At 69.6% G+C, this 12,873-nt stretch carries 12 protein-coding genes; 4 read left to right on the top strand and 8 right to left on the bottom strand.

Annotated features, from left to right (window positions below; translation table 11 throughout):
- Positions 1-52: 52 nt before the first annotated feature.
- Positions 53-1,072 carry a YlbL family protein gene (locus ACWGIC_RS34875; protein WP_452080220.1) on the bottom strand — a complete coding sequence of 340 codons (1,020 nt, stop codon included), beginning with the start codon at positions 1,070-1,072 and terminating at the stop codon, positions 53-55.
- Between the two features lie 191 nt (positions 1,073-1,263).
- On the opposite strand from ACWGIC_RS34875, the gene ACWGIC_RS34880 reads away from it, so the two are divergent.
- Positions 1,264-2,697, top strand: a complete 1,434-nt coding sequence (locus ACWGIC_RS34880) for a zinc-dependent metalloprotease (RefSeq protein WP_452080186.1) — start codon at positions 1,264-1,266, stop codon at positions 2,695-2,697.
- 612 nt (positions 2,698-3,309) lie between these two features.
- Here ACWGIC_RS34880 and ACWGIC_RS34885 read toward each other — a convergent pair.
- On the bottom strand, positions 3,310-3,816 hold the full coding sequence (locus ACWGIC_RS34885) for a M48 metallopeptidase family protein (protein WP_452080221.1): 507 nt from the start codon (positions 3,814-3,816) through the stop codon (positions 3,310-3,312).
- Between the two features lie 216 nt (positions 3,817-4,032).
- Between ACWGIC_RS34885 and ACWGIC_RS34890 the strand changes: the two genes are divergently transcribed.
- The 3 genes from ACWGIC_RS34890 to ACWGIC_RS34900 all read left to right on the top strand — a co-directional run bounded on the left by ACWGIC_RS34890 (position 4,033) and on the right by ACWGIC_RS34900 (position 7,552).
- The gene (locus ACWGIC_RS34890) at positions 4,033-5,118 is read left to right on the top strand and encodes a ThiF family adenylyltransferase (protein ID WP_452080187.1); all 1,086 of its coding nucleotides are present in this window, start codon (positions 4,033-4,035) and stop codon (positions 5,116-5,118) included.
- 103 nt (positions 5,119-5,221) lie between these two features.
- Positions 5,222-6,523 carry an ABC1 kinase family protein gene (locus ACWGIC_RS34895; RefSeq protein WP_452080222.1) on the top strand — a complete coding sequence of 434 codons (1,302 nt, stop codon included), beginning with the start codon at positions 5,222-5,224 and terminating at the stop codon, positions 6,521-6,523.
- Positions 6,524-6,757: 234 nt separating this feature from the next.
- Positions 6,758-7,552 carry a hypothetical protein gene (locus ACWGIC_RS34900; RefSeq protein WP_452080188.1) on the top strand — a complete coding sequence of 265 codons (795 nt, stop codon included), beginning with the start codon at positions 6,758-6,760 and terminating at the stop codon, positions 7,550-7,552.
- Positions 7,553-7,706: 154 nt separating this feature from the next.
- On the opposite strand, the gene ACWGIC_RS34905 is transcribed toward ACWGIC_RS34900, so the two are convergent.
- From ACWGIC_RS34905 to ACWGIC_RS34930, 6 genes are all read right to left on the bottom strand, one after another.
- Positions 7,707-7,889: a hypothetical protein gene (locus ACWGIC_RS34905; protein WP_452080189.1), complete on the bottom strand. Its 183-nt coding sequence runs from the start codon at positions 7,887-7,889 to the stop codon at positions 7,707-7,709.
- Positions 7,886-8,779, bottom strand: a complete 894-nt coding sequence (locus ACWGIC_RS34910) for a class I SAM-dependent methyltransferase (protein ID WP_452080190.1) — start codon at positions 8,777-8,779, stop codon at positions 7,886-7,888. The genes ACWGIC_RS34905 and ACWGIC_RS34910 overlap by 4 nt, the downstream gene beginning before the upstream one ends.
- A 737-nt stretch (positions 8,780-9,516) precedes the next feature.
- Positions 9,517-9,780, bottom strand: a complete 264-nt coding sequence (locus ACWGIC_RS34915; RefSeq protein ID WP_452080191.1) for a hypothetical protein — start codon at positions 9,778-9,780, stop codon at positions 9,517-9,519.
- Entirely contained in the window at positions 9,777-10,124 is a 348-nt protein-coding gene (locus ACWGIC_RS34920) for a WhiB family transcriptional regulator (RefSeq protein WP_452080192.1), read from the bottom strand. The genes ACWGIC_RS34915 and ACWGIC_RS34920 overlap by 4 nt, the downstream gene beginning before the upstream one ends.
- A 153-nt stretch (positions 10,125-10,277) precedes the next feature.
- Complete coding sequence (locus ACWGIC_RS34925; RefSeq protein ID WP_452080193.1) at positions 10,278-10,556, bottom strand: hypothetical protein; 279 nt, start codon at positions 10,554-10,556, stop codon at positions 10,278-10,280.
- A gap of 208 nt (positions 10,557-10,764) precedes the next feature.
- The gene (locus ACWGIC_RS34930) at positions 10,765-12,864 is read right to left on the bottom strand and encodes an ATP-dependent DNA helicase UvrD2 (RefSeq protein ID WP_452080194.1); all 2,100 of its coding nucleotides are present in this window, start codon (positions 12,862-12,864) and stop codon (positions 10,765-10,767) included.
- Positions 12,865-12,873 lie beyond the last annotated feature (9 nt).

The following is a 12,873-nucleotide window of genomic DNA, read 5'->3' on the forward strand; positions in this document are numbered from 1 at the left end:
GAGGGAATCTGATTCCCTCAAGGGGCCCTTCACGGACTTTCTTGAGCGCTGGTCAGCAGTGCGCCGTCGGGCGGCCCGCCTTCAGGTTCTCCAGCTGCGTGAGCGCGTCGTCCAGCGTGGACACCTTGATGAGGTTGAGCCCTTCCGGCGCGGCCGATTTCGCCTCGGCGCAGTTGTGCTCGGGGACGAGGAAGTCGGTCGCCCCCGCTTCCTTCGCGCCGACGACCTTGAACGAGATCCCGCCGATCGGCCCGACCTGGCCGGTCTCGCTGATCTCGCCGGTGCCCGCGATGTGCCTGCCGCCCGCGAGGTCGCTGCCGGGCTTCCCGGGCGGGGTGAGCCGGTCGATGATCGCGAGGGTGAACATCAGCCCGGCCGACGGGCCGCCGACGTCCTGCAGCGAGATGTCGACGGAGAACGGCGCGACCGCGCGGTCGACCGCGGTCAGCCCGAGGAAGCCCTGCGTGCGGTCCTCGCGCGGGGCGAGCGTGACCGGCACGGTGCGTTCGGGCTGGCCGAGGTGCTGGAAGGTGACCTGGACGGTGTCGCCCGGCTTGGTGTTGGCGATCGAAGCGGCGACCTCGGCGGCCTCGCGCACCTGCTTGCCGTTGACCGCGATGAGCTTGTCGCCGGGGGCGAGGATGTGGTCGGCCGGGCTGCCGGACACGATCTGCTTCGCGACGACCTGCACCGGGTAGCCGAGGTGGCGCAGCGCGGCGACCTGGGCGTTGCTCTGGGAGTTCTGCAGCTGCTGGATGTTCTCCTGCTTGACCTGCTCGTTGGTCTCGCCGGGCTTGTAGTACTCCTCGCGCGGCGCGAGCGCGTAGCGGCCGCTGGCCCAGAGGCCGAGCGCGGTGAAGAGGTTGATGCCGTCATTGAGCGAGACGGTGGTCATCCGCAGTTCGCCGCTGGTGTTGTAGGTCTGCTGTCCCTTGACCTGGATCACCGGGTTGCCCGCGGCGTCGCGGCCGAGGGTGTCGTAGGTGGGCCCGGGGCTGATCGCGACATACGGCACCTGGACCAGGAACCCGGCCACGACGAACACCAGGAACAGCACGCCGCTGACCAGCATCGTCCATCCGCGGCGGGTCATTCGCCGGTCGCTGCGGGCCGGCGCGCGCGACGGCTCGGCGCGGCGGGACTGGTTCGCGGTGTCCTCGTCCGGTTTTGTCACGAGCGACAGCGTACGGTGACTGTGTTCGCTTCCCGGTGAAGGCCACGGTTGACGCGCTGAGCCGCGTCGTACCCGCGTACGGTGGACCTATGAGCAATCCCCCGTTCGGCTTCGGACCGCCCGATCCCGACAAACGAGGCGACAACGACCCCTCGAACCCGGGCCAGCCCGGCGGAGCCGAGGCGTTCAACCAGCTCGGGCAGATGCTGAGCCAGCTGGGCCAGATGCTCAGCCAGGCGGGCTCGTCGAGCGGGCCGGTCAACTACGACCTGGCGAAGCAGATCGCACTCCAGAACCTGAGCGGACGGGACGACGCCAAGCTCGGCTTCACGTCCGAAGGCGGCGACTCCGCCACTGCCGTGCGCGACGCCGCGCACCTGGCGGAACTGTGGCTCGACGCGGCGACGATCCTCCCCGCGGGCGCGACCTCCACCGTGTCGTGGTCGGCGCGCACCTGGGTCGAGAAGACGCTGCCGACCTGGCAGCGGCTGTGCGACCCGGTCGCGCAGCAGGTGTCCGGGGCGTGGATGCAGGCGCTGCCCGAGGAGGCCAAGCAGGCCGCCGGCCCGCTGCTGTCGATGATGGGCCAGATGGGCGGGATGGCGTTCGGGTCCCAACTCGGCAACGCGCTGGCGCAGCTCGCGCAGGAAGTGCTCACGTCGACCGAGGTCGGCCTGCCGCTGGGCCCGGCCACCACGTCGGCGCTGCTGCCGGCGAACATCGAAAAGTTCACCGAGGGCTTGGAGCTCCCGGCCAGCGAGGTGCTGGTGTTCCTCGCCGCGCGCGAGGCCGCGCACCAGCGGCTGTTCGCGCACGTGCCGTGGCTGCGGCAGCGCCTGCTGGCGACGGTCGAGGAGTTCGCCCGCGGGATCACCGTCGACACCTCCGCGCTGGAGTCACTGGCCGGAAGCATCGACCCGGCGAACCCGGCGAGCATCGAGGAAGCGATGTCGTCCGGCCTGCTGGAACCGCAGACCACGCCCGAGCAGCAGGCGGCGCTCAAACGCCTGGAAACCCTGCTGGCCCTGGTGGAAGGCTGGGTAGACGTGGTGGTGGCCGAGGCGATCGGCGACCGTCTGCCCGGTGCTGAAGCCCTGCGCGAAACGCTGCGCCGCCGCCGCGCGACCGGCGGCCCCGCCGAGCAGACCTTCGCGACCCTGGTGGGTCTCGAACTGCGCCCGCGCCGGATGCGCGCCGCGTCGTCCCTGTGGAAGCTGGTGGGAGACCGCCACGGCCTGGAGAAGCGCGACGGCCTCTGGTCCCACCCCGACCTCATGCCGACCGCCGACGATCTCGACGAGCCCCTGGACTTCGCCGACCGCCTGGCCGAACCGGCAGCTCTCGCCTCTGACCTCGACCCGATGGCGGAGCTGGAGCGCACGGAGAAGGCCGAGCGCGAGGCCCGCGAAGCCAAGGACGCCGAGAGCGGCAAGGCTGACGCTGAGGCTGGGGAGGCTAAGGACTCCAACGCCGACGACAAGGGCAGCGAAACCCCGAAGGACGAGGGGAACTCGCCTTCCTGAGGTCTGTCTGGTCGCCTTCTGGCTTGATGGCGCTTTAGCTCCGCCGCACGGGCCGTCTCACCTGGTTGAGACGGCCCGTGCGGCGTTTGTGCCGCTTCGCTCCGCGCGCCGTCCTCCAAACCCCTCTCATCGCTGCTTCCGCAGCTGCTGCGCATCCGCAGCCGCACCGATCGCGGGGTCGCTAGTCACGGGGCGTTCGTCCTGTGCACAGCCGCGTGCCACCCGCGAGGTCGGTCCTCCCCTCTACAGCCACGCGCCAACCGGGTCGGTTCTCCGCACCATCACTGCACGCCAACCACCGGGCCGGTCTTCCGCACCACAGCCGCACGCCACCCACGGGCCGGCTCTGCCCTCCACAGCCGCGCGCCACCCACCGGGTCGGTCCTCCCCACCACAGCGCACGCCACCCACGAGGCCAGTCCTGCCCTCCACAAACCGCCCTACAACCACGAGGTCGTGCGTCTAGCTGCGGCAGCTTGCCCAGGCAAGTTCGTCAAGCCCAGCAAGCCCTCCTTCACCGCCGCCAGCCCCCACCCAGCTCCTCCCGCTCACCCGAGCACCCACCGCTGACCGCCGGACCTCCCCTCCCCCAACCGCACCCAGCCGCCCCGTTCAGTCCTCCTCCGAAATCCCCCACCCCGCCGCCGCCGAAAGCCCCTCTAGGTACCCGATCGCCCGTTCCGTCTTCGGATACCGGTTGACCAGCGCCCAGAACGCCGCGTCGTGCCCCGGCTCGCTCAGGTGCGCCAGCTCGTGGATCAGCACGTAATCCAGCACCCACTGCGGCACCCGCTGGAGCCGGTCGCTGACTCGGATGGTCGCGTCCACCGGCGTGCACGACGCCCATCTGGTCCGCATCGGCGGCACCCACCGCACGCTGGACGGCAGCGCTTTCCCGTTCAGGTACTTCGCCCCGAGCACCGCGCAGCGCGCCAGCAACGCCGCGTCCGACGTCTTGGGCGGCGTCTTCTTCCCTCCGGAGCGCAGCAGCCTGCGCTCCATCTCCGCGACCCAGTGTGTCTCTTCCTCTTGGGTCATCCGTGCCGGGATGAGGACGACCAGGGTGTCCTCGTTCCAGTACGCGGTGACCGTCCGGTGCCTGCGCTGGCTGCGCCGCACCTCGACCTTGTGTTGAGAAGTGTCCGACGGGGCCTTCTCGCCCCTGCCTCTCAGGGAGGGCATCCGTGCTTCGACCACTCGACAACGGTAAGGCTCAGCACCGACAACTTGGAGCGCCGAAAGGTCACAGCCCTGAGTTGTCCACAAGTAGATTTCCCTGTGGACAACTCGGCTTCTCACCCGCGAGTGGCGTTCCGGAGGCGCCAGGCTGGCTGCATGACCTTGTCCAGTGTTCCGCCGCCGGACGTACTCCTCCCGGCGTACCCGACGTTGCTTCCGGGCATCCACGTGCTCGAACGCGACGGCGACGAGATCCAGTTCGGCCTCGACCCCCGCCACGGCATCATCGCCAACGGCCTGCCCGCGGCGATCGTCGACAGCGTCCGCAGGCTGGACGGACGGCGCGGGCTCGAAGACGTCCTGCTCGCTGTAGGCGAACACCAGGACCAGTACCGGCTGCTGCTGAAACAGCTGGCCGCACTCGGTTTGGTCACGGAAGCGGCGAAGAAGAGCGCGAAACGAATCGAAACCGGCTTGTGGTCGCTGCGTGCCCGGCACTACCAGCCAGCGCTCACAGATCGCCGCTGGCAAAGTCTGGTCGCGGTCCACGGCAGCGGGCGGATCGCCGTCGCGGTCGCCGCGCTGCTCGCGACGTCCGGAGTCGGGCACCTCGACATCCGCGCGTCCGGCACGGTCACCGAAGCCGATCTCGGTTCCGGGTTCACGCCTGCTGAGCTGGGCCAACCTCGGCAACGCGCGATCCGGAACGTCGTCGCCCGGGTCGCGCCCGACGTCACCACTGCCCGAAACCAGCGCCGCCTCCCCGACCTCGTGCTGCTCACCGACACTCTCGTCCCGCCGCCCGAGGAGGTGGCCGAACTGGTCGACTCGGGGACCTCGCACCTGCCGGTCCGGGTGTGCGAGGGCACGGGCATCGTCGGACCGCTCGTGGTGCCTGGCCGCAGTGCCTGCCTCCGCTGCTGTGACCTGCACCGAAGCGACGCTGATCTGTCGTGGCCAAGGATCGCGTCACAGCTGGTAGGCCGGATTCCGCGGGCTGATCTCGGTGCCGTGCACGCCTGCGCCTCGCTCGCCGTCGCGCAGGCGATGCGGCTGCTCTCGCCGAGCGAAACCCCGCCGCCGGCCTGGAACGCCACGCTCGAGATCGACAACTTCGACGGAAAGCTGCACCGCCGTAACTGGGAGCCACATCCGGACTGCGGCTGTGGGGCACCTGTCCCCGTCGAGGAAGGCCCCGCACCGGCGGAGGAAGCCGCGAAGGAGGTGCTGCAAGAGACGTAGGACACACCTGGGTGCTGTCAGCGGGCTGCGGTTGTCGTGCTCGCCAAGGCAGAATCGCAGAGTGACCGACTTTCGCGACCGCACCGGAGACCGCGATTCCGCCATGCCGCGCCGGGGCGCGGCCCGTACCGCGAAGCTGGCGAGCCTTCCGCTCGGCATCGCCGGACGAGCCGTGGGCGGCTGGGGCAAGCGGCTAGCGGGGCAGAGCGCTGAGCAGGTGAGCGCGACGCTCTCGGCCAAGGCCGCTGAGCAGCTGTTCGAGGTGCTGGGCACGCTCAAGGGCGGCGCGATGAAGTTCGGGCAGGCGCTGAGCGTGTTCGAGGCCGCGGTGCCGGACGACATGGCGCAGCCGTATCGGGAAGCGCTGACGAAGCTGCAGTCGGCCGCGCCGCCGATGCCTGCCCGGCAGACCCACCGCGTGCTCGCCGAGCAACTGGGCCGGTCCTGGGTCGGACGGTTCTCGCACTTCGACGACGAGCCCGCCGCCGCGGCGAGCATCGGCCAGGTGCACCGCGCGACCTGGCACGACGGTCGCGAGGTCGCGGTCAAGGTCCAGTACCCGGGCGCGGACGAGGCGCTGCGCAGCGACCTGCGCCAGTTGCAGCGGTTCAGCAGGCTGTTCCAGGCTTTCGTTCCTGGCACCGACGTGAAACCGCTGCTCACGGAGCTCGCCGAGCGGATGGACGAGGAGCTCGACTATCTCGCCGAGGCCGACAACCAGCGCGCGTTCGCGAAGGCGTTCGAGGGCGACCCCGAGTTCCTGATCCCGCGCGTCGTGGCGAGCGCGCCGAAGGTCGTGGTCAGCGAGTGGGCCACCGGCACCCCGCTGGCGAAGATCATCTCGGACGGCGACGCCGCCACCCGAAATCTCTCTGGACGGCTTCTCGCAGAGTTCCACTACTCGTCGCCGACACGGGCGCACCTGCTGCATTCCGATCCGCACCCCGGCAACTTCATGCTCACCGGCGACGGCAGGCTGTGCGTCATCGACTTCGGCGGCGTCGCGAAGCTGCCGCACGGAATTCCGCGGCACCTGGGCGAAATCACGCGGCTCGCCCTGGACGGCGACTCCGACGAACTGATGCGGTTGCTGCGCGAGAACGGTTTCGTGCGCGCAGATTCGTCCCTGGAAGCAGACGAGGTGCTGGCCTATCTCGCACCGTTCACCGAACCGCTGGCCGAGCCGACGTTCCACTTCACGCGTCGCTGGATGCAGCGGCAAGCCGGCCGCGTCGGCGACTCCCGCGGCAACGACTTCCACGTCGGCCGCTCGCTGAACCTGCCGCCGGAGTACCTGATGATCCATCGGGTCACCGCAGGCTCGACGGGCATCCTCTGCCAGCTCGACGCCGAGATCCCGGCCCGCGGCATCGTGGAACGGTGGCAGCCCGGGTTCGCCGCCTGAGTTATCCACAAGGCAGGGGGACAACACGGAGTTGTCCACAGATTGCGCAGGGTGGTTTCGCGCGGTTGATCAAGGCGTCATTCTCGATGTATGGCGACTACAACAAGCACTGACTCCCTCACTTTCGGAGATCTGGTTTCCCACGGAGTTCTCCACCGGAGTCATTTGCGCGTAGCGGGAATCTCGGACCGAAGAGCCGCACAGCTCTCCGGCCCGGGCGGACCGTGGCGGCAGGTGTACTCCGGCGTGTACCTCGTGCACGACAAACCTCCGAGCCGGGAAGAACTTCTGCACGCAGCCGTTGCCCGCTACGGCCCCGGAACAGTCATCACGGGCACAGATGCGTTGTGCGCACACGGAATCACTCATCCGCGGACTCCGGAAATCCATCTTCTGGTGCCGCACAACCGAAGGCCGTCCAACGAACCGAGCGTCATCACGTACCGCACCGCGCGGATGCCCAAAGCAATCCTGATCGACGGCCTGCCCTACGCAAGCGCCGCCCGCGCCGCTCTCGACCTGGCCCGCAGGGAAAACGATCCGGACGAGATCGCCAGACTGGTCTCGCTGCCGCTGTACTGGGGGCTGGCGGACCGCGCCGAGCTGACGACGGAACTGAACACCGGAAACCAGCGTGGCTCCGCGGCCGTGCGCACAGTCCTGCGCAACCTCGACGACCAAGAAACCTTCGCGCACGGGCAAGCACTCCGGGTCCTCCAACGAACACCGCTGCCGACCCCGCAGTGGAACGTCGCAGTCTGCGACCGCCGCGGCCGCCGACTCGGTACCGCGGATGCTTGGTGGGACGAAATCGGGCTCGCCTGGCGCTACCGCACCGCAGCGGGCCCCGAAGACTTCAGCCACCTAGCCCTCGCCGCGACCGGCACCGTGCTGTTTCGGTGCACCCCACGACAACTCCGGGAATCACCGGAGGAGATGAGCACCGAACTCCTCAACGCCTACCGCCACGCGGCGCGCACGCCTCGACCCAAGGTGCGCGCCGTCTACAAGACGGGAAATGCCGCATGACCCGAACCTGACACCCGGGCCGGACGATTTGGGTGGCGATTCGGGGCGGGGCCAGACGTTTCGGGGCCAGGCTGGACGAGTCGGGCGAGGCTGGTGCTGTCACCAGCGCTTGTCGGGCAGTCTGCGTCCCGCCGCGGTTGCTCGCGTGACCCCGTCACCAGTACTCGTCAGGCAGCTTGCCCTCGATGTCCCGGACGTGGCTGCGCGCGCAGTCCGGGCAGAGCCAGCGTTGCTTGCCGCCTTCCTTGGTGCTCACCCAGGCCAGGGTCGCGAGCGGGTCGGTTTCGGCGGCACGTGCTCGGCCGCACCATGAGCACGTGGGGTCGGGGGCGGTCACGGTCGGCGTCCGTGGTGCACGGTGCGGGCGCCGAGCAGGAAGAGGTCGCGGCGTTTGCCGAGGTAGTCAGGGCTGTCCGGGTCGAGCAGGGAAGTCAGTGTCGCGCGGTCGTCGTCTGCTAGATGGTCGGCACCGTGGGTCGCGAGGCGGGAAAGGTGGTGGTGCACATAGTCAGTGAGACCGTCGGGGCCTGGTGCGGGATGGTCTACCAGCGCGCTGAACGAGCTGACGTCAGCGAGCCCGGCGCGTTCGAGCGCGACTGTCCAGCCGTAGGGCATCGGCACGGTGCCGTCGATGCCCTCGCGCATCCCGACGAACCACTCAGCCTGCGCGGCCTGCAACCGGTCCTCCAGACCAGGCCGGCCGATTCCGAGATCCCAAGGGAGGCAAGAAAAGGACAACCCACCCTCAGCGAGCGCGACCACACCGCCAGTCCGCGCGACGGCGGCGAGCGTGCCGATCGCGGCCTGCTGGTCCGGAAGGTGATGGACCACGCGCGACGCCCAGACGAGATCCGCGGCGGGCAGCGAGTCGGGCAAAGCGGCGTCGGCGAGGTCGGCGGTAACGGCACGAACCTCGACTGTCGGCGCAGTGCCTTCGGCTTCTGCCTCGGCGGCGGCGCGTACGGCGCGTTCGGCCTCGTGGAGAAGCTCGGGCGTCGCGTCGACCAAGATGATTGTGCCGCCGTTTTGGGTGGCCAGGGCTTGGGCGAAGTGGGTGCTCATGCCGCCGGCACCGCAGCCTAGGTCGACGATCGTCGGGCTGGCGGGGAGTTTCGCAGTCAGGCATGCGGCGATGGCCGACTGTGCGGGAGCGTCGAGGGTATCGGCTGCGCGGAGGAGAACCAGCCGGTCAGCCCAGTCGATGTGGTCGTGCGTATGTCCGGACACGGGGCTCATTGAACACCCGTCCGCGGTCCCCGGACGAGAACGAGCCTGGACGATCCCCCGACGGACCTTCCAGGCTCGTTCCGATGAAGTCGTGAGCTGCGGAGCCGGTCGCGTGGACGCCTGCCCCTCCCCATGGGCGAAGCGTCTTGCGCGGTAGCTCGCTGCCCGGGTCGGCAGAACCGGCGGTGGTCGCTCAAGCCGGCCGAGCTGCCTAGGTCGGTGGAACCGAGCGAGCCCGGGCCGACGGATTCCCGATCACCAGCTCGCAGTCGGTGATCGGGCGAAGCCGGGGCGTCGGAACCTGCTCGATTCCACGCTGTTTGAGGCAGGGCAGCCGGAATCGAGCAGGAGCAACGGAAGGCCGACACCCGCCAGCCAGGACTGGAGGCAATCCTGGTGGCGGGCATCGACTTCCGAAGGAAAACCGACGGCTGGACGGCTAACCCAGCGGCCAGGGCCAGAGGCAGCGTTGGCCGCTGGACGCCGAACTCCCGGACAAAGGGCCAGCGCCAGGTCAGGCAACGTCGGCCGAAGCCGGGCCTGCCAGACAGAACCGACTCAGGCCGGACCTGCCAGACAGAGCCGGCCCCAGCCAGACCTGCCAGACAAGGCCGACCCCAGCCGAACCCGCCAAACGGAGCCAACCCCAGCCGGACCCACCAGACAAAGCGGACCTCAGCCGGATCCGCCAGGCAAAACCGACCCAAGCCGGGTCTGCCTGGCCGGACCGGGCCGCATTAGTTGGGTGGCTGGTATCGCTCCGCTCGGCTGGTCGCCCAGCGGGCTACCCGCGACCAGCGGCGCGCGGCGCGCGCCTGGCGCCACGGGCGTTGGGTTTCTTGTTCGGTTATCAGGTCGCGTATTCGCGCTCGGGACAGTTCTTCATGAAGCAACATCGTCGTGATCTCCTGAGACTTGTTCTGCTTGGGTTTGGGCTGCACCCGGACTGGTTTCGCGGTGCGGGCCTCGAAATCGCGCGTGGTGATGAGGTCGACGGTCATGCGGCGGCGCTCCGGGCTGCGGCGGCGGGTTCGAGGGTGGCGTTCTTGCGCGGACGGCCACGGGGCCGCTTGCGCGCGATCACCGCACCGCGCTCGAAGATCTCCCCTCCCCAGACACCCCACGGCTCACGCCGGGCGAGTGCACCCGCGAGGCAGGCCTCGCGGACCGGGCAGCCGGCGCAGAACGCCTTGGCCCGCTCGAGTTCCGCGGGCGATTCGGCGAACCAGAGGTCCGCGTCGCGCGAGCGGCAGGGGAGTTCCGGCTCGGCGACGCCGTCGAGCAGGTCGCCGATGTCGAACCCTTCGGCTAAGGGGCCCTCGGCGAGGGCGATGGCGGAAGACATTTCCGTGCTCCTTTGCGATGCGGTGGTGGTGTGGCGGTGGGCGATCGAACTGGACAACTTGTTCCTTCTTGTTGTGCAGCCAAAAAAAACACGAAGGCCGCGGATCCGGTTACCGGTTCCGCGGCCTTCGTGAGCCTTGAGTCCTGACCTACGTCAGGAACTTCGCTCCCGTAACGACAACGGAACACGGAACTGCTTGATGGTCGGCAGATCGACATCAACCTGCGGGTACGCGGCAACAACGGCGGCGCTCGCGAGAGTGATGCCGGCCGGGGCCCCGTTGCGCTCGATGCGACGCAAACCGTCGTTGTGACGACGCGTTCCGTCGATGTGCGCGAACGTGGACACACCGGTGCCCTGGCGCGGGGCGGCGGCGGCCATGCACAGCGACAGACCGGTGCCAGGGCTCGTGTACATCAGTTTGCTGATCATTTCACCGGCACCGCCTTTCTCTGTCGGACCGCGCCGCGCGAGGCGGCAACCGTCGTGTTCATCCCCAGACCGGGCCTTCGCCCGGGTGCTTACGCAGGCTATGCGCCCCGGCACAGCCGGGGCAACTTATTTTCCGAAATCTCTGCCGAAAAGCTGAAGATCGCCCCCGAGCTGCAGGTTCGCCGCATCGATCACCGCGAAGACGCGGTCAAGATCGCATCGACGAGCGGACCACGTCGAGCACTTCCGCGCCGAACCGCTCCAGCTTCGTCGCCCCGATCCCGGAGATCGACACCAGCGCGCCGTCGTCGGTCGGCCGTTGCTCGGCGATCGCCATCAGCGTCGCGTCAGTGAACACGACGAATGCCGGGACCTTCAACTCCCGCGAACGCTCCCCGCGCCACGTCTTCAGCTTCTCCAGCAAGTCCTCATCCACTGTGGACGGACACTTCCCGCACCGCCCCAGCTTGACCTCCATGGTCTGCACCAGCGGGCCGCCGCACAGCCGGCAGCGGGCGACGTTCGAGCCTGGCTTCGCCACCTGCTGCGAACGGGCGATGCGCGCCGCCGGGTGGTCCTCCGGGATCAGCCCGTACAGGAACCGCGACCGCCGCCGGTTGCGTCCCCGGCCCTGCCCGCGCGAGAGCGACCACGAGAGCGACAGGTGCACCCGAGCCCGCGTGACGCCGACGTAGAACAGCCGCCGTTCCTCTTCGATCGCGGCGTCGTCGCCGTCCGCGTGCAAGATCGGCATCGTGCCCTCGGACAGCCCGACGAGGAACACTGCGTCCCACTCGAGCCCCTTCGCCGCGTGCAGCGACGCGAGCGTGACGCCTTCGACCGTCGGCGGGTGCTGCGCCGCCGCGCGCTGCTCGAGTTCCGCGACGAATCGCGGCAGGTCCGCGTCCTCGACCGACGCCGCCAGCTCCTCGGCCAGCTCCACCAGCGCGAGCAGCGCGTCCCACCGCTCCTTCGCCGCTCCGCCGGATGGCGGCTGCTCGGTCAGCCCGACCCGCGCGAGTACCGAGCGCACCGCCGTGACCAATTCCAGCGAAGTCGGTTCCATCGACGCCGTGCGCAGCGCCGACATCGCCTGCCGCACTTCGGTGCGCTGGAAGAACCGCTCGCCGCCGCGGACCAGGTACGGAATCCCCGCTTCGGTGAGCGCCTGCTCGTACGCCTCGGACTGCGCGTTCACCCGGAACAGCACCGCGATCTCGCTCGCCGGCACGTCCGCGTCGAGCAGTTCGCGGACCCGGCGCGCGACCGCGCTGGCCTCGGCGGCTTCGTCCTCGTACTCGGCGAACCGCGGTTCCGGTCCGTCCGGCCGCTGCCCGATCAGCTTCAGCCGCGACCCGGCCGGACGTCCGCGCGCCGCGCCGATCACGCGGTTCGCGAGCGCGACGACCTGCGGCGTGGACCGGTAGTCGCGTTCGAGGCGCACGACCGTCGCCTCCGGGAACCGCCGGGTGAATTCCAGCAGCGACTTCGGCGAGGCGCCGCCGAAGGAGTAGATGGTCTGGTTGGCGTCGCCGACGACGGTCAGGTCGTCGCGGCCGCCGAGCCACGCGTCGAGCAGCCGCTGCTGCAACGGCGTGACGTCCTGGTACTCGTCGACCACGAAGCAGCGGTACCGGTCGCGGAACTCGGCCGCGACCGCCTCGTGTTTCTCCAGCACCGCGGTCGTCTGCAGGAGCAGGTCGTCGAAGTCGAGGACCTGCGCGTTCGTCTTCAGCTCCTCGTACCACCGGTAGACCTCGGCGACCTGCGCGACCGGCGCGGGAGTGTCGCGCTGCATCCGCGCGGCGACCGACGGGTACTCGTCCGGCGAGACGAGCGACGCCTTGCTCCATTCGATTTCGCTCGCCAGGTCGCGCAGCACCTCGGTCTCGGTGCTCAGCCGGACGCGCTGGGCGGCCTGCGCGACGAGCCGGAACTTGTTGTCGACCAGGTCCCACGGCCGGTCGCCGACGACCCGCGGCCAGAAGTAGCGGAGCTGACGGCGGGCAGCGGCGTGGAACGTCAGCGCCTGCGCCGCGTCGACCCCGAGGCCGCGCAGCCGGGTGCGCATCTCCCCCGCCGCGCGCGTCGTGAAGGTGACAGCCAGTACCTGCCCGGCCGCGACGTGGCCCGATCGGACCAGGTGGGCGATGCGGTGCGTGATCGTCCGGGTCTTTCCGGTGCCCGCGCCGGCGAGGACGCACACCGGGCCGCGGGGGGCCGCCGCGGCGGCGCGCTGCTCGGGATCAAGCCCGTCGAGCAGGCCCGCGCGGGCCTGCCGGCTCTGGGGAGACGATGCGATGGCCACCCCGCGATC

The sequence above is a fragment of the Amycolatopsis sp. NPDC054798 genome, assembly GCF_053611505.1.

Coding starts and splice junctions, on each gene's coding strand:
- ACWGIC_RS34875 (WP_452080220.1), bottom strand. CDS start 1,072: ATGCTGGTCAGCGGCGTGCTGTTCCTGGTGTTCGTCGTGGCCGGGTTC.
- ACWGIC_RS34880 (WP_452080186.1), top strand. CDS start 1,264: ATGAGCAATCCCCCGTTCGGCTTCGGACCGCCCGATCCCGACAAACGA.
- ACWGIC_RS34890 (WP_452080187.1), top strand. CDS start 4,033: ATGACCTTGTCCAGTGTTCCGCCGCCGGACGTACTCCTCCCGGCGTAC.
- ACWGIC_RS34895 (WP_452080222.1), top strand. CDS start 5,222: ATGCCGCGCCGGGGCGCGGCCCGTACCGCGAAGCTGGCGAGCCTTCCG.
- ACWGIC_RS34915 (WP_452080191.1), bottom strand. CDS start 9,780: ATGACCGTCGACCTCATCACCACGCGCGATTTCGAGGCCCGCACCGCG.
- ACWGIC_RS34920 (WP_452080192.1), bottom strand. CDS start 10,124: ATGTCTTCCGCCATCGCCCTCGCCGAGGGCCCCTTAGCCGAAGGGTTC.
- ACWGIC_RS34925 (WP_452080193.1), bottom strand. CDS start 10,556: ATGATCAGCAAACTGATGTACACGAGCCCTGGCACCGGTCTGTCGCTG.